Annotated in this window: 18 protein-coding genes and 1 riboswitch; of the genes, 4 read left to right on the top strand and 14 right to left on the bottom strand. The window is 37.0% G+C overall.

Going from position 1 to position 19,860, the window contains the following annotated elements; translation table 11 throughout:
- Positions 1-16: 16 nt before the first annotated feature.
- From HLX49_RS02065 to HLX49_RS02020, 10 genes are all read right to left on the bottom strand, one after another.
- Positions 17-4,258 carry a phage tail spike protein gene (locus HLX49_RS02065; RefSeq protein ID WP_296360675.1) on the bottom strand — a complete coding sequence of 1,414 codons (4,242 nt, stop codon included), beginning with the start codon at positions 4,256-4,258 and terminating at the stop codon, positions 17-19.
- Positions 4,259-4,260: 2 nt separating this feature from the next.
- Positions 4,261-4,593, bottom strand: a complete 333-nt coding sequence (locus HLX49_RS02060; protein ID WP_077706591.1) for a phage distal tail protein — start codon at positions 4,591-4,593, stop codon at positions 4,261-4,263.
- Complete coding sequence (locus HLX49_RS02055; protein ID WP_101932952.1) at positions 4,593-5,066, bottom strand: hypothetical protein; 474 nt, start codon at positions 5,064-5,066, stop codon at positions 4,593-4,595. The genes HLX49_RS02060 and HLX49_RS02055 overlap by 1 nt, the downstream gene beginning before the upstream one ends.
- Positions 5,056-5,601: a distal tail protein Dit gene (locus HLX49_RS02050; protein WP_101932953.1), complete on the bottom strand. Its 546-nt coding sequence runs from the start codon at positions 5,599-5,601 to the stop codon at positions 5,056-5,058. Before HLX49_RS02050 ends, HLX49_RS02055 begins: the two co-directional genes overlap by 11 nt.
- A gap of 10 nt (positions 5,602-5,611) precedes the next feature.
- Complete coding sequence (locus tag HLX49_RS02045; RefSeq protein ID WP_101932954.1) at positions 5,612-7,201, bottom strand: phage tail protein; 1,590 nt, start codon at positions 7,199-7,201, stop codon at positions 5,612-5,614.
- Positions 7,182-7,478: a hypothetical protein gene (locus tag HLX49_RS02040; RefSeq protein WP_206193300.1), complete on the bottom strand. Its 297-nt coding sequence runs from the start codon at positions 7,476-7,478 to the stop codon at positions 7,182-7,184. Before HLX49_RS02040 ends, HLX49_RS02045 begins: the two co-directional genes overlap by 20 nt.
- A 77-nt stretch (positions 7,479-7,555) precedes the next feature.
- Positions 7,556-7,921, bottom strand: a complete 366-nt coding sequence (locus HLX49_RS02035) for a tail assembly chaperone (RefSeq protein WP_073012454.1) — start codon at positions 7,919-7,921, stop codon at positions 7,556-7,558.
- A gap of 503 nt (positions 7,922-8,424) precedes the next feature.
- Positions 8,425-8,946, bottom strand: a complete 522-nt coding sequence (locus HLX49_RS02030) for a phage major tail protein, TP901-1 family (RefSeq protein ID WP_073012457.1) — start codon at positions 8,944-8,946, stop codon at positions 8,425-8,427.
- Between the two features lie 336 nt (positions 8,947-9,282).
- Complete coding sequence (locus HLX49_RS02025) at positions 9,283-9,699, bottom strand: helix-turn-helix domain-containing protein (RefSeq protein ID WP_073012460.1); 417 nt, start codon at positions 9,697-9,699, stop codon at positions 9,283-9,285.
- Positions 9,659-9,847 (bottom strand): hypothetical protein, encoded by a 189-nt coding sequence (locus HLX49_RS02020; protein WP_073012464.1) that lies wholly within the window; start codon positions 9,845-9,847, stop codon positions 9,659-9,661. Before HLX49_RS02020 ends, HLX49_RS02025 begins: the two co-directional genes overlap by 41 nt.
- A 283-nt stretch (positions 9,848-10,130) precedes the next feature.
- Between HLX49_RS02020 and HLX49_RS02015 the strand changes: the two genes are divergently transcribed.
- Together HLX49_RS02015 and HLX49_RS02010 are read left to right on the top strand one after the other, a co-directional pair.
- Entirely contained in the window at positions 10,131-10,499 is a 369-nt protein-coding gene (locus HLX49_RS02015) for a helix-turn-helix domain-containing protein (protein ID WP_296360674.1), read from the top strand.
- An 83-nt stretch (positions 10,500-10,582) separates the two neighbouring features.
- Positions 10,583-11,041 carry an ImmA/IrrE family metallo-endopeptidase gene (locus HLX49_RS02010; RefSeq protein ID WP_296360673.1) on the top strand — a complete coding sequence of 153 codons (459 nt, stop codon included), beginning with the start codon at positions 10,583-10,585 and terminating at the stop codon, positions 11,039-11,041.
- A 210-nt stretch (positions 11,042-11,251) separates the two neighbouring features.
- Here the strand turns inward: HLX49_RS02010 and metE are convergent, their stop codons facing one another.
- The 3 genes from metE to HLX49_RS01995 form a co-directional block, all read right to left on the bottom strand.
- Positions 11,252-13,540, bottom strand: a complete 2,289-nt coding sequence (gene metE / locus HLX49_RS02005; protein WP_296360672.1) for a 5-methyltetrahydropteroyltriglutamate--homocysteine S-methyltransferase — start codon at positions 13,538-13,540, stop codon at positions 11,252-11,254.
- Positions 13,541-13,686: 146 nt separating this feature from the next.
- The gene (locus HLX49_RS02000) at positions 13,687-15,534 is read right to left on the bottom strand and encodes a bifunctional homocysteine S-methyltransferase/methylenetetrahydrofolate reductase (RefSeq protein ID WP_296360671.1); all 1,848 of its coding nucleotides are present in this window, start codon (positions 15,532-15,534) and stop codon (positions 13,687-13,689) included.
- A gap of 164 nt (positions 15,535-15,698) precedes the next feature.
- A complete protein-coding gene (locus HLX49_RS01995) occupies positions 15,699-15,872 on the bottom strand; it encodes a YezD family protein (protein WP_077706601.1) in 174 nt (57 codons plus the stop codon).
- Between the two features lie 158 nt (positions 15,873-16,030).
- Positions 16,031-16,135, bottom strand: a riboswitch (SAM riboswitch).
- Between the two features lie 433 nt (positions 16,136-16,568).
- Between HLX49_RS01995 and HLX49_RS01990 the strand changes: the two genes are divergently transcribed.
- Both HLX49_RS01990 and HLX49_RS01985 read left to right on the top strand, forming a co-directional pair.
- Positions 16,569-17,363 (top strand): ABC transporter ATP-binding protein, encoded by a 795-nt coding sequence (locus HLX49_RS01990; RefSeq protein WP_296360670.1) that lies wholly within the window; start codon positions 16,569-16,571, stop codon positions 17,361-17,363.
- The gene (locus HLX49_RS01985) at positions 17,356-18,981 is read left to right on the top strand and encodes a hypothetical protein (protein ID WP_077706602.1); all 1,626 of its coding nucleotides are present in this window, start codon (positions 17,356-17,358) and stop codon (positions 18,979-18,981) included. The genes HLX49_RS01990 and HLX49_RS01985 overlap by 8 nt, the downstream gene beginning before the upstream one ends.
- Before the next feature lie 123 nt (positions 18,982-19,104).
- Here the strand turns inward: HLX49_RS01985 and HLX49_RS01980 are convergent, their stop codons facing one another.
- The gene (locus HLX49_RS01980; protein ID WP_077706603.1) at positions 19,105-19,809 is read right to left on the bottom strand and encodes a Crp/Fnr family transcriptional regulator; all 705 of its coding nucleotides are present in this window, start codon (positions 19,807-19,809) and stop codon (positions 19,105-19,107) included.
- Between the last annotated feature and the right edge of the window lie 51 nt (positions 19,810-19,860).

Genomic DNA, 19,860 nt, shown 5'->3' with positions numbered 1-19,860 from the left:
TTTTCACCTCTGTTTACTATAGTTTAACTGACCCAATTTTAGCTACTATTTTTTCTAATTTTGATGATAATTCTTGTATAGCCTTGGTATTGTATACAGCTAATTTATATAAGTCAATAGCTGTATGGCTCTCCGTAGAAACTAACTTACTGTGCTCTGCAAGTAATCCAGTTTGAGTCCCGGCATCTGGATTATTAATTAAATCGTATTCTACTACTTTTAATTTATTTATTACTTCTAGGCCAAGGTCTCCTAAAGGATTAATATTCTTTTTATATTTAATACTCGAAATCTGTGCAAACCTCTCAGCTGCAATAGGTCTATAATTTATTCCTTTTCCCTGGTTATAACCCTTACCATCCGTTACGCGGACTGCACCATCGTTAGTTGCTAGAAAAATATCTGATGATCCAGTATTTGCCCTGATTCCTGAAGCTCTTAGCGTACTATTAGATACATTAATACTCGTATTCCCTCCACTTGTACCATTCCAGTAAATAGTTTTGTCAGAATTACGTTTATAAATGGCGTTCGTCCTAACAGTTCCAACATCAAAAGTTGTGTTTCCACCTCGACTATAATTTTCATCGACAACAGATATAGTATTTCCAGACTTTGAAAACCGCAATCCAGAATTAGGAATAGTCTCTCTTGAACCAAACATCAAAAACCCATCGTTTGTATCATATATTCTATTAAACCAAAAATCACTATTACCTGGGAGAGATGCACGAGGAGTTATGAAGACGACAGAGTCCTGACTCTTTATATCTGCAGATCGATGTGAATCAATTACTACATGACTAAAATCAGATCTCAATGCTACAACCCCACCATAACTACTCATAGTAATCCCATTAGCATTACTTGGTGAATATGTTCCGTCCCACCACTCAATTGTTCCCGAGGAGCCATTTTCTTCTCTGTATTCCCCTTCTCCATCTACAAAAGTTGATAATCCAAAACTTGACATATAAATAGATTGACTTTTTTTCTCATCTCGAAATCGTAGATGACCATTCATAAAACGTGTATTTACATTGCTAATAGACGTTTGCCCTTTCCAAGTTCGCTTATAGGTACCACGGAGTAATATTTTACTTCCTTCTATTTTAGAATATTCTGTCGAATCCCCCCCCTGAATTTTTATTCTATTCGTATCTAGTGTCCCTGCTGATAGTTTTGCTACTGACATATTGCCTATTTTTGCATTTGTTATGGAAGCATCAGCTATTTTAGCACCGTCAATTTTTGCATTTCCTGAAATCAAATTATCGGTAATAATGCCATCTTTGACATAGACTTTCCCATTTCTAACGACTAAATCGCCATCGATCGAAACGCGTTGCGCATTAATTTTAATTTGCTCAGGGGATTGATTAATACTAGACAAAACCCCATTTTTGCTTACTTTAGAGACGATTTCATCTGCATTTTGTTCTATGCTAGATTCAGCCTCACTAACACGCATGGTCATATCTTCCATATCGGTATTATAAATAGTTTCCGTTACCCTTAAAGCTATTTGGGTGGCTTGTTGATCGAATGTAGAATTGGCTTCTTTTTTGAAAGTTGAGTAATCAGTTTCTAGTGAGTTAACATTTTGCTTAATACCTTTAGCCGTTTGTTCAATTTCGGAAGCATATTGTTCAATGGATTGAATTTCGGCTTGTGTATCCTCGGGTGCAGGAGTCCAATCCGTAGCCTTATTACCTTTTTCTAGTTTTATCCTTGTTAGTTTCAGTTTATTTCCAGCCGTATTTCCATTCTCACCGGCATAAACGAGCAAATTATAGTGAAAGCGATTATCTGTTTGAAAGGTGGCGGACATACGATTGATTTGATAAGGCATGTCAATAACCGCCATACTTTGTCCTGATTTTTTATACGGATAAATGGATATAACATCAGAAGATCCTTCAAGAAATTCAGCTTGAAAACTCAATGTGTAGATCGTATCTTTTTCCAACCTATTGTACAAAGTTACATGCATGAAATTGTTATCGGATGCCGCCTCCATCGTTCTCTCTTCACTGTCTTGAATTAAATTTCTCCCGCCGACCTCAATCTTCCCAATCTCGTCTTCGACATATGTCGCATCAACCTTACTTCTAATACTTTCGGCGTTCTGCTCAATGCTCGACTTATTTGCCTTAATATCATTAATAATGCCTTCTTTGTCCGTTCGATATTCCTCATTGGACACCTTGGAAGCAATCAATTCCGCGTTTTGTTCAATGCTGGATTGATTTTCGTTGATGGAAGTGCGCAAACTCTCCTTATCCTGCGTATATTGCTGATTGGAAACTTTTGATTGAATATCTGTTTCCGTCTGGCTAATGCGAGATTCTTGATTTTGCAAGTCGGTAATAATCCCTTGCTGATCAGATTCGTAAACCGCTTTGGATACCACATTATCAAACTTATTATCTAATTGCTCTACCGTATAAACATCCGCTTTATTCGCTTTTGCAACTAGCCGACCATTCACCCATTCAGCATCTACTTTATTCGCCAAATCCGTAACCAATTGACCGACTTGTTCTTGATAATCTGCTATAGAAATGGCGCCTACATCTGCTGCATTTTTAGGTGCTAATGGCTTCCATGATTCGCTTTCTTCATCCCAATGATAGAGAATATTAGGGTTTTCACTTGTGTTTAACCAGTACTTATATTCACTTGGACTAGGATTCGCTTCCCCTTTATAAATCCCGTATTCGATAAAGTCTGGGACAATTTCCTCTAAATCTGACAAATGTAATTGTACCGTTGAAGCACTAACCTGTTCGGAGTACTCGCTTGCTGTTCCATGTGTGTTCACGGCTCTTACTCGAAAATACCATTTTTCGTCTGTATCAGCATCAAAGTTATATGCGCCTACTTTGCCACGGAAAACAAGATTTGTAGAATCTGGGACAAACCCGTTTATTTGACTTGCATAAATCTCGTAAGCTGCTATCGCATAGGTGGATTCAAATGTCCATGACAGCATAATCTTTTTAAATAACCCTGTTGCGGAAACATCTTGTGGCGTATCAGGAACAATATTAGGAAATCTTCCATCCGTAATTGGTCCACCACCAGCATCCCAACTTGCGCTATCCTCTTTTACTTTATCAATGACCCAATCCATATCACGCTCATCTGGATTTAAGTCTAATATATTTCCTAAGACAAGGCTCCCGTCTCTCGGGTTGCCAATATCATATTTCCAAGACATAATTCTTGCTTCCACTAACACCATCGGTTTCATATCTTTGTCCCTAGCAATGCCTGTATCACCTAAGAATACGTGTTCATGTTCGTAATCTGCTATACCATAAAATGTAATGATATCCATTTCGTATTGAACCTTTGGAGCTTTTTCAGTTTGAACTGCCTCCCATGTCTTTACGAGTAGCTTTTCGGGATCTTCCTCGTCATTATCTTCAAATAAGCCAAATCGATGCATGAGCTCACCTGTTTCATGATTGAACACCCCATGGGTTTCCAGTGCTACCGAATCACCAACCCACGCTTGCCCCTTTGGTTTATCCGTGGGATCGCCCTTTTCTTTTACCCACTCTACGTCACGAAAAGTCACTTTCCCAGCGCCTTCCTCACCGGATTGTAAGGATTTTCCTTGACCATATAAAGCTGTTTTCGGATAATATAGAACCGTCCTCGTCAAATTCTTTATATCCTTATCCATTTCAAAACGTTTTCCGGTATCTGAGCCTTTACGCTGAACAATATCAATATAGCGACCGGTTATTTTGTTTCCCGCTACCTCGATGCGATCTACAATTTCACCGCCCCAACGTGATGTTAGCTTTCCTAAACAATCGTAGGCATTTTGATAGGAAAAGCTGATGTCATATAACCCTAAATCAGCTACATGACCGACTTTCCAGCGGGAATACTGTAAAATAATACCTAGCACAGCTTCAGCGGATTCATTTACCGTTTCACCATCCGTCACAATAACATCTGTTAATTCTTGCATCGCTGGCATACATTGGATAACCTTTTCCGGAGCTTCTCCGTCGATATCATCCACTTCACGAATGGTAAATAAACGAAGGTTTCCTTTTAAATCCTTAAACGCAACTTGGTTTCCACCTACGAAATAGGCAGCATCCTTATCGGACATAGGAAAAGTAATCGAAAAAGAGACGGGCTTTTCAACCGTCTCTTCAAAAATGGCCTCCACATAGTGGTTAGTGATGGCTAATAGCTCATCATACTTATTAAAAATGAAAATCCTTTCTTTCATCTCTACAACCACCTTTCCGTATACGTTACTTCTAATTGCATGGCAGGAATTGTTTTTATTTCATTTTTCCCTGGTCTTAATTGAAAGAAATCTGCATAGACAAGATCAATAGCCTCCATTTGTAACTGCCCATTAATCCATACCTTTTGTTTTGAAAAATCTACCGTCACCACATCATTCACTTTAAATGGATGGTGCAGGCGTAATTTTTCATCAGCTAAGCTGTATTCTACATACGGTATTCCTTCTTTTAAAACAGATGTAATCATAGGCGACGCGGGAGCGGTTCCATTCACATATACTTCATTTTTTTGTGCCATCTCGATCCAACGCATTATGCTTCACCCTCAGGCGGTATCCCTTGTTGAGCTTCTAGCGCTGTGATCCTCTCTTTAATCACTTCTATTTCATTTAAAATTGCTGTAATATTCGCTTGATTTTCTTGTCCAACCGTTGCATTATTGCCAATACTTTCGTGAATCGATAAAATATCTTCGCTTAACGCTGTGATATCTGCTTTATTTTCCGTTATACTTCCCGTGTTCAGTTCAATGCTTTCTCCGTGTTTCTCTAGCGATTTTTGATGGTTGGTTACTTTTGCATCCATCGCTGTTACATCGTTTTGTAATGTCGTCACATGTTCATGCACATCATTTAAACTCGTTTGTAAAGCTTCATCCTTATTTTGTAGCCGTTCTACTTCTGCATCAATTTTATCTGCATTTTGCGCAAAGTTAGCAATAGAAACATCAATTTTATCTGTTATTTCTGGCTTTACCAATTGCAAATTTGGTGTACTAGTTGCCAATAAAATCACCCCACTTGTTATTTTTGTATGCTTCCCACGTATATTTTTTCAACGCAATCGATTTGTATGTTTCCCCGTATTTAAAAGGATCGGAACATAAAAACACGAGCTCAGCTACTATGCTATTCGCCGTTTCTTCTGGAACATCATTTGCCGATAAAGTCGCATAAAAAAAAGCCGCTTCATCAGTAAAAGCTAACTTCTTTTGTGATTCTTGCAATAAATTATTTAGTTGGTTGTACCGCCTTCTAAACCCTTCTTTTGTTTGATCGGTTAGCTTATATTTCACCGTAATTTCTTTCGCATTCCATGTCGGTTCATTTGCTTCTAACACCCCGTGCATTCCTGGTACATCCACTGTCGAAATTCGTTGTTCCAGATTGCTTCTCCCAGATATGACCAATGTGGTAAAACTCCCTGATGGATCAGATAAATCATGATCTAAATTAACTCCATTAAATATCGTCTGCAATCGCGAGGCTCGTTCGCTGTTATCATCCGCTTCCTTCGTTACTGTATCTACAAACGTATACATCCTACACCTCCTACCAACTCTGCTGTCTTGTTAGATTGGATTTTCTTGATTGTGCATTCGTAATATCTTCTACAAACGCACTAAATTGCTGCTTGCCAATAGAAACATGGACTACTGCAGGCTGCTTTTGTGCACCCCATTCATTTAAAAACGGTTGCGATGGTTGAACGTTCACAGCTTGATGAAGACTACGAACCTCTCCAGCTATACGCGGTAATGTAAACTGCGGGTTAAAGGAATCCTGTACTTGATCCGATACCGCACTCGCTGCAGTAACAACATTTTTTGCCATTTGCTGAATCCCCATAGCAAATCCCGCCATCGTGTCATCGCCAATATCTCGAAATAAACGGGATGGTGATTTAATGCCTAAAAATTTCAACACACCACCGACAGCATCTTTGGCAGCATTTAACACAGCATCGCCTACCTTAGAAGCATTATCTGCAATACCTTGTATCAAGCCCATAATTAAATCTTTTCCTGCTGACACCATGTTGCTAGCAAACTCCATTACCTTTCCAGGCATTTTACCAATTTGCGTTCCTACTTCTGTTACAGCTTCGGTGAGCTTTGATCGTATCGCTTGAAACACTTCCTGGAATTTTTGTCGCACTGCAGTTACAATCGCCTGTGCTTTTTCTACAGCGCTCGATACCATCGTTAAAAATCCTTGTACGACAGCATCTTTCGCACTACCAATTAAGGAAGCAATGGTTTCCTTCACTTGCGTAAATTTTGTTTTTATCGTTTGCCAAATGGTACTAGTCATGGTGGAAACAAATTCCTTCATTATATTCCAGATGTTCATAAACGTGGACTTAATCGTTTCCCAGGCCCCAGACCAATCTCCAGTAATTAGTTGCATCACTGTTCGAATAATGCCCATCACTAACTCCATAGCTATTTTTATCGTTGTTTTTATGATGTTCCAAACTAATTTAATTTGTGTTGAAATGAGTGTCCAAGCCGCGATTAAAAATGGCTTTATGATATTCATCACTGTCATAATAACCGTCTTAATTGCTCCCCAGACAGATTGGAATATTTGTAAAAGCAATGCCTGGTTTTCCGTCCACCACGTTGTCAATGATCCCCAAAGTGTCATAACAAACGTGACAATTTCCTGAACCACCGGCATTATAAATGCACGGATCGATTCCCACACACTCATGACAATATCTCGAAACGTTTGACTATTCGTCCATAAATAAGCAAACCCTACTGCCAGTAAAGTCACTAACGTTATCATTAAGGCGAGGGGATTGGCAGCTAAAATAGAAAATAAGCTCATGACTCCTTCCTTCAATGCCAACATAGTTGGTAAAAAATTCGTCATCACGGAATTAATTGTTTCAAACAAAACAGGCATACCGCTTAATATCCCCATAAACGGGTCTAGTACAGCCTGCACTTGAGCAATTCCTTCTGTCATTCCTGGGATAAACCCTAACGATTCCTGCATTTCTCCCAGCTTCGTAACGACAGGGTCTACCTTCTCTTGCAACGTTTTAAACGCATCCCCGGCTTCATTTAACCCTTCTGCTTGTACTTTAAAGCCTTGCATAAACCGCCCCGGCTCATTCGATCCTTCCGCCATAAGGCACCTCCTTTTCCGTATTCACCTGTTTAGCAATAGCTGCTAAACGTTTCATTTTATCACTCACCCGCTTAGGCTTGGTTACTTCCTTCAAATGTTTTTCATAATCAAAGAAATCTTTAAATCGCTTGTAAATAGGTACTTGCTTTTTACCTTGTTCTTTTGTTAGTGTGACTTGGTGATTGATCCATGCTTGCTTATACATCTTGTATTCCTTATCTACTTGCTGCAATCGAAATGCACGTATTCGTAAAGCATACTCCCCTAACGTGAGCACTTCAATATCTTTCAGTTTTGTAAACGCTAAAAAGCGGAAACAGTTAATAATGATATCCTCATATGCTTCTTTTGAGGTTATGCTTTCTTGTGATTGGTTGTTGCTTGCATTTGTTTGATCGTGTCCTTCATGACTGGTGACTTCCCCAATGCATCCTTTAACGCTGTAAATAATTCCTCAAGCCCGTCATTTTCTAAAGCATACTGTTCAATAGCTTTTTCGATTTGACTGTTACTTGGGGTTGTATCCAAATAGGAAATAGCTGCTTTAATAACCGCATGAATAGCAACTGGATTCCATTGCTGCAAATTCATAAACGCCATGTTCACACCCATTCCAAATTTCATCCCTTGATAATCCACTTCATACACTTTGTCCAGTTCACGAATAAATTTTATACCAAATTTCAATTCATACACTTTTTCATTAATAGTAAATTCCATGTCTCTTCAACCTCCAAAATTTAAATATAGTAACCAATGAATATAGCTGTATTCATTGGTTACTTGAACTAAGGCTCGGGGCGCCCGGTTAGCAACGTAGCGAGTGGAACGAAACGACTAAAGTTTTAGGAATCATGGTGAGACGGTGTTGACGAACCATTGATGCCTTATCGTAAGGCGATTCGTGAAGTCGCCTAGTTGCTGGGCGCTGGAGCAGGACGTGGCTAAATAACTTAGTTAGTTTATCCACAGCTGCAAAATTTTATAATTTCCTAGACAACAAAACACTTGGCTTGTCACCAATTTCTTACGGTGGAAGCCGTAGTTTTACTTACTATAAACCCTTAAAACTCTAAACATTTATATAGTGTAAAAAATCGTCAGCTTATTCTTACCCACGATAATTACATACTTATTTCTCACATAAAATTTTTACGTCAATTCATCATGCAAATTTTATACAAGATCGATTACATTTACATAAATAGGATCAGCAAGATTTATTAACCCTCAACAGGAGCTTCCGCTTTTGTATCTTGGAATGCATATTGAACTGCTGCTTGCTGCTCCTCTGTGAGTGTTGCTTCACCAAATTGTGGCTCCAGTTCTACGGTGAAGTTAGCTGAAATGGCAGCATTTTCTTCTGCACTAGCTGGATCTTCCCATGAATCTAAATAGCCTTGAGCATAAATAGCTGGAAATTTATTGTCAGCTGTTTTTAGTTCTTCATCTACAGTTACTTCCCATAACTCCAGCTTTTGTCCATGAATGACTGACTGTCGAAGCATGTTAGCAACTGGATCATCCATTGCTTGAATAGCTTCAATAGCCACTTCTGATTCCAATCCTCCGACATTAATGAGAGAACCGTCTTTCGTAATAATTCTTTCTAATTCACGAGAATAACTAAACGTATGCTCGGTTTGAAATACTAATTTAGCTGCTTCTTCTCCTTGATTCTCCAATAAACGGAATAATAAAATCTTGTTTTTACCTGCTTGCATTTTCTTTTGTGTATCTGTCATTTTCATGACCTCCTAATTATAATTTTTGATTGCTTATGCTATAGACGGACTGCAACGAAACAACTTATTTATCTCCTATACCATTTGCGAACACCTCCTTAAAGCAAACTAAAAAAGCCTTACATACCGTTCATCATGTGGGGAAGAAGACTTCTTAGATAAACGTGGCTTCCCGCCAAATCTTGATGGCGGAAAAACGCGCTTCTATTTTATTTAGTTTAACGTCATTTCGGACAATTTCCCTAAATTCAAACATCCGAATCAATTGCACATTAATCATTTTTGGATCGTATGTTCGGTAAACCTAGTATACAATAGCTTGTTTTGTGTTGTCATCTACTGGGAAGACTGTGTAAACTGTAACATCCTATCTACAATCGTCTCTTTTATCTTGTAGATATGTTTTCTGGAAAGACCCATATGTTTACTAATTGCACTTATTGTCATACCATCCAGCATACATTCTAAAACAGCAATTTCTCTCGGTTCCTCTATTGCAGATAATCTTCCTTGAATAAACAATACCTTTTTCTCTAATTTAGCTAACCAACTGCTTTTTTTATCTCGTCGTATAACTTCTTTACCAACAGGGTCATTTATGGCTCCCTTTGCTCTCGGTAACGTAGCTTCCACTCCTGATGCTGCAACAAGTTTCGAGCCGATATCTTCTTCCAACATCATTCGTTGACGCTTTATTTCTCTAATCATCCAGCTATAATCTTTTATTGCTCTCTCTAACTGTTCCTTGTTCATGAAAACCAGCCCCCTTGCTAAATAATTCCTCTACGTATCTACTTCTTATTATTGGAGCCAAAACACCTGCCCTTTGGTCTTTTCGATATTCACTTATCACCCATCGAATACAATTTTGTTCATCAAATGACATGTTTTTCTGTTTCATTCCTTCCCTCCTTGTATTCCATAATTTAACTAAAGAACATTTGTTCCTATCATACATTTCTAAAACAGAAATGTCAAATTGTGTTCTTGCTATTTAAGAAATTATTGTTTGTTAACTCGTTTAAATAATGGTATGATGAAATTGCTTAGAAAAAATTGGCTTATCGAAAAAATCTAGTCTTTCTTATACGATAAACCTTAGAAATAAAAAAACTTTCCATAAATTAGAATTTTATTTTCATGGTAGATAATTCGTCCGATGCGAGTGATGATCGTTTCCTATCATGCAAAAATTGAAAGTGGTGTTGGCATTGAATGTGGGTAAGAGAATTGTTCAATTGAGAGAGAGACAAGGTTGGAGTCAGCGCGATCTTGCGAAACAATTAGACATAAACGTTAGTGTGATGAATCGGATCGAATCGGGAGAAAGACCGATAAAAGACCATGAATTAGATAAGCTTGCTACTGCTTTGCAAGTTACTTCTGATTATTTACTAGGACGATCTAATAATCCGAATTTAACAGAAGAGGAAGCGTTTGTAGCTTTTCGTAATGACCCTTCCCTAGAAAGATGGTATAAAGAATTACCAAACAATAAAGAAGAAGATCTTAAACGACTGAAGAGGATATGGGAAGCTTTTAAAGAAGAATAAACGTTTATTAGTGTATACGTCTATACACTATTTATTTTTATTCTCACAAGAACAAATGTTCGTTTTTGTTAAGGGGGTATTTGATGTATCTTTCTCGAACAGAAGATTATATTCAGCAGCTTCTTCTGGAACGTCATATTCGTAAACCAAAAGATTTAACAATCGAAAATATTGCCTCTTCGCTCGATGTATCTGTCTATTATTGGGAATATAGCAGTGAATGTGTGTATGTAAATGAGAAATGCCTGATTTTTATAAATTATAACCTCACTCCACAGGAGCAATGGCAAGAATTTGGGCATGAAATAGCTCATTACCTTTGGCATGCTGGTCGCCAAGAATTTCTACCCACACTTTTTACAGAATTACAAGAATGGCAAGCAAATTATTTTAGTTACCATTTATGTGTTCCTACATTTATGTTACAACGCTTAAAACCAAAAATAACACCTAACATGATCGTAAATACTTTTCAAGTAGAATACCATTTTGCTTGTAAACGCTTAGAGATGTATCAAAGCAAACAGCTTGTTTCTATCTAATAGGGGTCATCTCTGATTTTTCTTTATGGTTACAAGCAGTCATGCGTATAGAAACCAAATTAAAAAGCAAATTTTATTTCAATAGAAAGTTTTCATTAGACGCAGGTGCGATTAACAAAGTAAAATCACTTTTTCGCACCTGCAGTTGCTTAATGACTCTGTACCTCCTCCATTTTTGACTTAAATTTCATCTTTGAAGTTCGCATTATACTATTTTTGAACAGTTAACTGTTTATTTCGCATTTCTTTTGCAGCTTGCACCATAACTTTCAAAGCGTCTATGGTTTCATCTTCTTTTCTTGTTTTCAAACCGCAATCTGGGTTAATCCAAAATTGATTAGGTGAGATCATTTGTAATGCACGGTTCATATTTTGTTTGATTTCATAAACAGATGGAATTCTGGGACTATGGATATCATAAACACCTAAACCAATTTCTTTTTGGTACGTATTTTCTTCAAAGATGGAGACGATCTCACCGTGACTTCGTGACGTTTCAATTGAAATGACATCCGCATCAAGATCATCGATACAATCAAAAACATCTTCAAAATTGGAATAGCACATATGTGTATGAATTTGTGTTTCGGGACTAGCCGTTGCCGTTGCAAGACGAAAGACAAGTGACGATTGTTTTAAATATTCCTCCCACTTTGCTCGATTAAGCGGCAACCCTTCACGTAAAGCTGGTTCATCTACTTGAATAATCGTTATGCCCTTTGCCTCTAAAGACTCTATTTCCTTTTGCAATCCTAATGCAATTTGTTTCATAATTTCATAGCGTGGTGCTGCATCATGGACAAAAGACCAATTTAAAATGGTTACTGGCCCTGTTAGCATTCCCTTAACCGGACGTTCTGTTAACGACTGTGCGTAAGCGCTCTCCTTCACCGTTATTGGTTTATCCCAAGACACATCTCCAAAAATCAAAGGTGGTTTGACACATCGTGATCCATACGACTGCACCCAGCCAAACTCTGTCACAGTGAAGCCATTCATTTTTTCCCCAAAATATTCAACCATGTCATTTCGCTCAAATTCACCATGAACAAGAACATCGATATCAAGTTCTTCCTGAATTGTGATCCACCGTTTCATTTGCTTCTTCACAAACTGTTCATACGCATGATCCGTAATCTCACCTTTTCTCCATTTGGTACGCGTTCTTTTTACTTCAGGCGTTTGCGGCAAACTGCCTATTGTCGTTGTCGGCAGTAATGGCAATTGCAAACGCCGCTTTTGCTTTTCTATTCTTTCTGCAAAAGGTATGGATCGTTGTGCATCGTCAGTTGTTAAATGAGCTACTTTTTTCCTTACTTCATCATTGGATTGATACGTCTCTATTAATTGTTTAATTGCCTCATTCGCTTGATTTAAATCATCTTGAACGGAAACCATACCATGATTCAGACCTTTCGCTAATGTAACTGCTTCATCAAGCTTCTCATCAGCAAATGAAAGTCCGTCATAAATGACATTATCCAGCTTTTGTTCTAATGTTTTTGTTACCGGAACATGCAAGAGGGAACAAGATGGTTGAATAATAAGCTGATCATGATGAACTAGCTGTCTAATCTCTTCCATCAGCGTGCGCTTTTCTGCTAAATTAGCTCGCCAAACATTACGTCCATCAATAATTCCTGCTGCTAGCACCTTACCCTTGGGAAATCCATACGTTTTTAATAATTCTAAAGAATCTCCGTGAACAAAATCGATACCAATCGCTTTTACTGGTAGATTCACTATTTTTTCATAAGCAGTTATTTTTTCAAAATACGTTTGTAAAATAATCTTCGCACGAGGTACGTGTTTAGCAAAAGCCTGATACACTTTTTCAACTACTGCGATTTCTTCTTTCGATAATTGCGTTACTAAGATTGGCTCATCTATTTGAATCCAAGATGCCCCCGCTTCGACAAGTTCTTGTAAGACCTGGACATATAATGGTACAAATGTCTCCACAATTGTTGAAAACTCCTGCTCGTCATAACCCTTTGCCAGTTTTACAAATGTTACGGGGCCTAAAAGGACAGGCTTTCCATCAATATCTAGTTTTTCTTTAGCTTCTTGATAAAAAGTTAAAGCACGGTTCTCTACTAATGAAGGTGTGACATCATCTAATTCCGGAACAATATAATGGTAATTTGTGTTAAACCATTTCGTCATTTCAGAAGCGACGGTCCCACCTGTTCCACGTGCAATAGCGAAGTACGTGTGCTTATCTACTTTTCCACCAGTATAGTTAAAACGTTTCGGTACGATTCCAAACGTAACGGCTGTATCTAAGACATGGTCATATAAGGAAAAGTCATTTACCGGGATTAGATCGATTCCTTTTTCTTGTTGTTTTTTCAAATTACGTAAACGGATTTCTGTTGTTTTTTCAAATAATTCCGTCTCGGAAATAACTCCACTCCAAAAATTTTCTAGTGCTCTTTTCCACTCTCGATTTTCTCCAATTCTCGGATAACCAATATTCGAACTCTTTATTTTTGACATATATACTCCTCCATTTTTTATATGTGATCGAAAATCATGATTATTCACATTCTCTCTTGCGTTCTCAGGTTCTAGGATAGGTTAATGCATTTATTCTAAACGACTATTCTTTAGAATTTGATTTGTACTTACCCTTAAATCCTAAATTAATGTGAGGATAAGCTTGCTTTCACTCGCATAGAATTTGTTTTTTGATGAATATAGTTAACTAATTCGACGATCATATCATAGCGCATAAACGGAGTGATAAGATATATCCCGTAAAAATGTTCTAAAGCTGTATCAAGTAACTCTTTCGAAATAGCTATACTTTCTTTTGTTGATTGTGCTCGATTTCCTTCTGCTGCTTTCATACGGGATCGAGCTTCATCTGTAAGCTTTATCCCTGGTACTTCATGGTGTAAAAATTCAGCATTCTTTGTAGACGTTAATGGCATAATTCCAATAAAAATCGGAGTATCTATATGTGAGGTCGCTTGTTTCAAAGCAATTATTTTATCTTTGCTATACATGGGTTGTGTCATGATGTAATCAGCACCACTTGCGATCTTTCTCTCCAATCGAGCAATCGCCTTTTCTACATTATTCACATTTGGACTAAAAGCTGCTCCTACGGTAAATGCAGTATGTTCTCTTAGAGAATGCCCGGAAAATGACATGCCTTGATTTCCTTTTTTAATTCGTTCAATTAATTTAAATGAATTCACATCAAACACGGATGTTGCTCCTGGAAAACTGCCAATTTTAGTTGGGTCGCCAGTTATTGCTAAAATTTCATGAATTCCTAAAATATGCAATCCCATTAAATGCGACTGTAAGCCAATTAAATTACGGTCTCGGCAAGCTATATGGACTAACGGTTTGATTCCTTGCTCTTTAATAATCGTTGCAATAGCTGTATTACATATTCGCGGTGTTGCAAGCGAATTATCGGCAAGTGTTACTGCATCGATTCCAGCTTCTTTCAATGCTTGTATTCCCTGCTGGTATTCTGTCATATCTAAATGTTTCGGAGCATCTAATTCAACAATAATGGTATGTCGTTCTTTTGCTAATTCTGCCAGCGATTTTTCTTTTCGTTTCCTTTTTAACATCACCCTATCCTGCTTTGGAAAGTCTACCACTTTTTCAGTAATAGGATTAGTAGCATTCAAGCCCTCAGCTAATGCTTTAATATGGTTAGGTGTTGTTCCGCAACACCCTCCTACTAAACGAACTCCTTGCTCTCTTAATTGGCTGGCACACTCCCTAAAATAATCCGGTTCATTTTCGTAATAAAGTACACCATCGCGATAAGCAGGTAAGCTTGCATTTGGGTAAGCAGCTAAAAAAGCCCTTTTCGGTATAGGAACCGATTGTAAAGAGGTGATTATTTGCGACGGACCAAAACGACAGTTCACGCCAACGAGATCAGCACCTAAAGCTTCCAGTTGTTGTAATGCTTCAGCCAACGGTGTTCCATTTTCCAAAATCCCCGGAACATGCATCGATACATTTGCAATAATAGGGATTTTCGTTTCCTCCCGAGCAATTTCCAACACCATCTTTAATTCATCGAGATTATAATAAGTTTCTAAAATGAGCCCATCTACTCCCTCCAAAAGCAAACAATATAATTGTTCTCGGAAGCTTCGCTTAATTTCCTCTTTTGTTTCGTTTAAAGCTTGAACGCCATGAATACCGCCAATCCCCCCTACAATGGATACTCCTTTTTGCCGAGCTTCCTTTGCAATTTGCACAGCCTTTTGGTTGATCCTTTTCACCTGATCCTCCAACCCATATCGTGCTAATTTAATATAATTTGCACCATATGTATTTGTTTGAATGACTGTTGCTCCAGCATGAATATACGCTTCATGTACTTGTTGAACTTGATTTGGATGGGTTATGTTTAATTGTTCAAAACTTTGATCGATTCCATAGGAATAAAGCATCGTTCCCATAGCACCATCGGCAATTAAAATTTGATTTTGTAATTGTTGTAATAAGCTCATGTCGGTTTCTCCTCCTTTGCATCAAATCATCTGCTCCTACTCATGATAGGTCTTACTAACAGTTCATGCGGAAAAATGGTTTTAACATAGTAAAAGGCATCTTTCACCTTATTAAATAATCGAAAAGGTAAAAGATGCCTTTAGTTGTCTAATCGGCATGTGCTTTATTTGGAATTTTGTAACGAATGATTGTTATTCATATTCGCAAACCGCTTTTTCTCCGTTATGTCAATTTGTGTAACCCTTCCAGCGTGTACAGTAATGACTACAGAACCGAAATCAATTGCATCTAAGCTTTTTCTTACATACTCCCATTGTACTTCATTCAATTTACCCATTTTCCCATCTTCCCTTCTCATGTTATTCAAAGTACAAGTAACCAAACTGGAACTTGTAAAAGCCTAGTGCCCTTGGAAGAAAAGCGCCTGTTCATAACAAAAAACCTCTTCCTTTTGATAAATAAGAAGAGGTGGATTATTTTATAAGTCTATCGCTCTTCTTATCTTTCAGGCATAATGCTTGCTGGAATTGGCACAGTACTTCAACAAAGTCTGTTGCCGAGGTTTCGCTGGGCCAGTCCCTCCACCTCTCTGGATAAGAAATCATCTAATATTAAATTTGTTTAATACTCTACACCGAAAGTGTATTATTGTCAATAATTTATTTATAAAATTTTTGCAAATATTAATACAAATAGGTTTTATACATACATTCTCGAAGCGCTTTTCAGACTTATTCATAGTTGTTCAATAGGATTAAACCTAATTCCATTAGCTGTCGAGCACACTTGTTTGAATATATATTAGATTTTTATGATTCCTTAACACCACCCACAAATTGACTTTTTTTGTTAGATTTTAAATCGTTAATGATAATTAGATTTAACTATCGTATAATGACCATATGAAGGTTGTGATAATTTACTTAATTTCTGTTTCACAAATACAAATGGAAGTAAATTTTTCTTTGATTCCTAGTCACTCATGGACTAGGATACATGGTTCTTAAAATTTTCTAGAAAGCAGGTGAGTTTGATGTATACGGAAAAAGTATTGTCGTTAAGAAATTTATCCATGAGTTATGGAAGTAAAAGCATATTAAATAACATTAATCTCGATGTATATGCTGGACAAATCATTGGGTATATTGGGCCTAACGGTGCGGGAAAGAGTACTACACTTAAAATCATGCTCGGGTTAATAGAAGAATATAGTGGGACGGTAGAACTTTTTGGAGTAGATATTGCTACAAGTGATTACTCCTACAAACGTAAAATTGGTTATGTCCCAGAAAATGCAGAGATCTATGATAATTTAACAGCTAATGAATATTTGACATTTATCGGTGAGCTTTACGGCATGGATAAAAATAAAGCGGCTGCTAAAGCTAAAAGCCTTATGCAACAATTTGACATGGAAGATGTTTTACATACGCGTATTTCTTCTTTTTCTAAAGGAATGCGGCAAAAAGTATTACTTATTTCAAGCCTATTGCATAATCCCGATCTGATCTTTTTAGACGAACCACTAAATGGGCTTGATGCTAATAGTGTCATCATCATTAAAGACATCTTGGAACAGCTTGTTGCAGAAGGAAAGACCATTTTCTATTCCTCACATATTATGGAGGTTGTAGAAAAGATTAGCAATCGCATCGTCCTGCTTAAGGATGGAGAAATTGCAGCAGATGGTACATTTGAAGAATTGCGCGAACAAAATAAGCAAGGCTCTTTAGAAAGTATTTTCAACCAGATAACAGGATTTGATGAACATAAACAAACCGCAGAGAAGTTTGTTCAAATTGTAACTGATGGTGATAATCATGAGTAAATTCTCTTTAAAAATCCTTGATCTGCTACAACCTTTTTTCCATATGCTACGTATTGATTATCACATGATGCGTAAAATTCTTGAGACGAAGCTTACGATGGATGAGCGCAGAATACCGACAGTATTTGCTTCAAATGTATCAAATAAAAAAAAGGATAGCAATCAGTTTGTAAAATCATTATTTATTTATGTATTATACGGGGTCATGCTCGTTCCTTTTTTATTTTTTGGAGATAATTATATCTTCCAAATCAGCCTCATCTTTGGTATTTCCATGTTCATTTTAATGACATCCATGGTGTCTGATTTTTCCGCAGTACTTCTAGATGTTCGCGACAAAACAGTTCTCCATACGAAACCGATTGATTCGAGAACCATTAGCGCAGCAAAAATCACCCATGTTGCAATTTATATGAGTATGTTAACAGGCGCGTTTATTATCATTCCAGCTATCGTTATGTTATTTGTACATGGAATCGGTTATTTAATGCTTTTTTTAGTAGAAATTATTTTGTTAATACTGTTCATCATGACCATCACAGCACTCATATACATTTTTATTTTACGTTTTTTCAGTGGGGAGAAATTAAAGGATATTATTAACTATGTGCAAATCCTATTATCCGTAGGTATTGTTATCGGTTACCAAATTGTCGCTCGAGCTTTTGAAATAGTTGATTTTAATTATATATATAATTTCAATTGGTGGAATGTTTTTATTCCTCCTATGTGGTTCGGCGCACCTTTTGAATTTATACTAAATGGCGATACGTCCTTTGGGATAGTGATCCTTTCTTCTTTAGCAGTCATCGGACCAGTTATTTCGGTTATGTTATATTATAAATTAATGCCGGCGTTTGAGCGTAATTTGCAAAAACTTATGGACAGTACAGAGAAATCTAAACCGAAACGATGGAATATGAACGCTATGTGGGAGCATTTATTTTTTAGAAACAAAGAGGAACGGCAATTTTTCCGGTTTTCGTCCCTTATTATGGCAAGAGAACGTGATTTTAAGCTAAAGGTGTATCCAACCTTAGGATTATCTCTTGTTTTTCCGTTTATTTTCCAATTCAACTATTTAAATCTACATTCAATTGAGCAACTTTCTCGTAGTAATATGTATTTCACCATTTATTTTTGTATGATGTTTATTGGCCTTGTAGTAATGATGCTCCAATTTTCTAGCAAATATAAAGCTGCATGGGTTTTTCAAATTACACCAATCGTTCATCATTCTTCTATTTACAGTGGCACTCTAAAAGCGTTTATTATTAAATTGTTTTTACCACTTTATTTATTATTATCGATCGTTTTTTTATTTATATTCTCTATACGAATTCTTCCTGACCTTGCGATTGTCCTTATAACAGCTATTCTACACACATTAATCAGTTATAAGGTTCTAAACAATCGTAAGTATCCATTTTCAGAAGTATTTGAGTCGACACAGCAAAGTGGATCTACGATGAAATCGTTCCTACTCATGTTTGTAGTTGGTTTATTTTTCTTAGTGCATCTATTTTTTTCCAAAATAATTTACGGTGTGTATTTATATCTAGTGATTTTAGTAGTTACTACCATTATATCTTGGAGAATCGTCTTTAAAATGAAATAAGCTGGACTATTGAATATATACCTTTTAGAATTCCCCCATCTTCTAAAAAGATGGGGGAATTGAATAGAGTAGTCGTGTGGCCTTCATAAATTATTTCCAACCAAAAATAAAACATGTCCAAGCTCATAGCAACAATAAAGCGTCTGCATTTAATATATCAATTTGTTTTTGATTCTTTTTTTTGATATAATCTTTGTCTTCGAAATCCTTTAGTACTCTGCTTACAGTTTCAGGTGTTGTCCCAATGTAAGAGGCTACCTCTTTATAATTCATTGGCAAATCAATTCGATTACTTTTGGTTTCCATATTTTCAACAAGAAATAAAGCTAACCTTGCATCTACCGACTCCGTAGCAAAACGAGTTGCTTGCATCTCTGATTGCTCCAGCCTATGAGCAAATTCTTCTAGTATTTTTAAAGAAATCGAAGGGTAATCTATTATTAATTTTTGTATAATGGAACGACTAATTATACAAACCTTTGTGTGTGCCAGGGCTTCGGCATAGGCTTCGTGAACCGTATCTTTAAAAATAGCCAATTCCCCTGTGAAATCGCCAGGTTGTAAAATCCGAACGATCTGCTCTTTTCCCTCATCAGACAACCGATAAATTTTTATCTTACCTGCATGTGTAATATACAACGATTTAGCTTTATCACCTGCACGGTATATGGTCTCCCCTCGGTTAAATGTAACAGCATGAACATGGTCCATGACTTCTTCCATTTGCGGTTGATCTAAATGGTTAAAGATAGGTACCATAGCTACACAATTAGGATGAGAATGCTTGTTACAAGTACCTCGTTTAATTGGTTTTCCTTTAGAAAACATATAAATCTCCTTTCTATAAATTGTCAAAAAGTATGCAGATTACTGGTTCAA

Origin of the sequence: Virgibacillus sp. (assembly GCF_013393565.1) — a bacterium.
GTDB lineage: Bacteria > Bacillota > Bacilli > Bacillales > Amphibacillaceae > Virgibacillus > Virgibacillus dokdonensis.
Note: the sequence above shows the minus strand (reverse complement) of the source record. Positions and strands in the feature narration are given on the sequence as shown.

Excerpts from the sequence above, each read along its gene's own strand:
- HLX49_RS02065 (WP_296360675.1), bottom strand. The coding sequence starts at position 4,258 with ATGAAAGAAAGGATTTTCATTTTTAATAAGTATGATGAGCTATTAGCC.
- HLX49_RS02060 (WP_077706591.1), bottom strand. The coding sequence starts at position 4,593 with ATGCGTTGGATCGAGATGGCACAAAAAAATGAAGTATATGTGAATGGA.
- HLX49_RS02050 (WP_101932953.1), bottom strand. The coding sequence starts at position 5,601 with ATGTATACGTTTGTAGATACAGTAACGAAGGAAGCGGATGATAACAGC.
- HLX49_RS02045 (WP_101932954.1), bottom strand. The coding sequence starts at position 7,201 with ATGGCGGAAGGATCGAATGAGCCGGGGCGGTTTATGCAAGGCTTTAAA.
- HLX49_RS02035 (WP_073012454.1), bottom strand. The coding sequence starts at position 7,921 with ATGGAATTTACTATTAATGAAAAAGTGTATGAATTGAAATTTGGTATA.
- HLX49_RS02030 (WP_073012457.1), bottom strand. The coding sequence starts at position 8,946 with ATGACAGATACACAAAAGAAAATGCAAGCAGGTAAAAACAAGATTTTA.
- HLX49_RS02025 (WP_073012460.1), bottom strand. The coding sequence starts at position 9,699 with ATGAACAAGGAACAGTTAGAGAGAGCAATAAAAGATTATAGCTGGATG.
- HLX49_RS02020 (WP_073012464.1), bottom strand. The coding sequence starts at position 9,847 with ATGAAACAGAAAAACATGTCATTTGATGAACAAAATTGTATTCGATGG.
- HLX49_RS02015 (WP_296360674.1), top strand. The coding sequence starts at position 10,131 with ATGCAAAAATTGAAAGTGGTGTTGGCATTGAATGTGGGTAAGAGAATT.
- HLX49_RS02010 (WP_296360673.1), top strand. The coding sequence starts at position 10,583 with ATGTATCTTTCTCGAACAGAAGATTATATTCAGCAGCTTCTTCTGGAA.
- metE (WP_296360672.1), bottom strand. The coding sequence starts at position 13,540 with ATGTCAAAAATAAAGAGTTCGAATATTGGTTATCCGAGAATTGGAGAA.
- HLX49_RS02000 (WP_296360671.1), bottom strand. The coding sequence starts at position 15,534 with ATGAGCTTATTACAACAATTACAAAATCAAATTTTAATTGCCGATGGT.
- HLX49_RS01995 (WP_077706601.1), bottom strand. The coding sequence starts at position 15,872 with ATGGGTAAATTGAATGAAGTACAATGGGAGTATGTAAGAAAAAGCTTA.
- HLX49_RS01990 (WP_296360670.1), top strand. The coding sequence starts at position 16,569 with ATGTATACGGAAAAAGTATTGTCGTTAAGAAATTTATCCATGAGTTAT.
- HLX49_RS01985 (WP_077706602.1), top strand. The coding sequence starts at position 17,356 with ATGAGTAAATTCTCTTTAAAAATCCTTGATCTGCTACAACCTTTTTTC.
- HLX49_RS01980 (WP_077706603.1), bottom strand. The coding sequence starts at position 19,809 with ATGTTTTCTAAAGGAAAACCAATTAAACGAGGTACTTGTAACAAGCAT.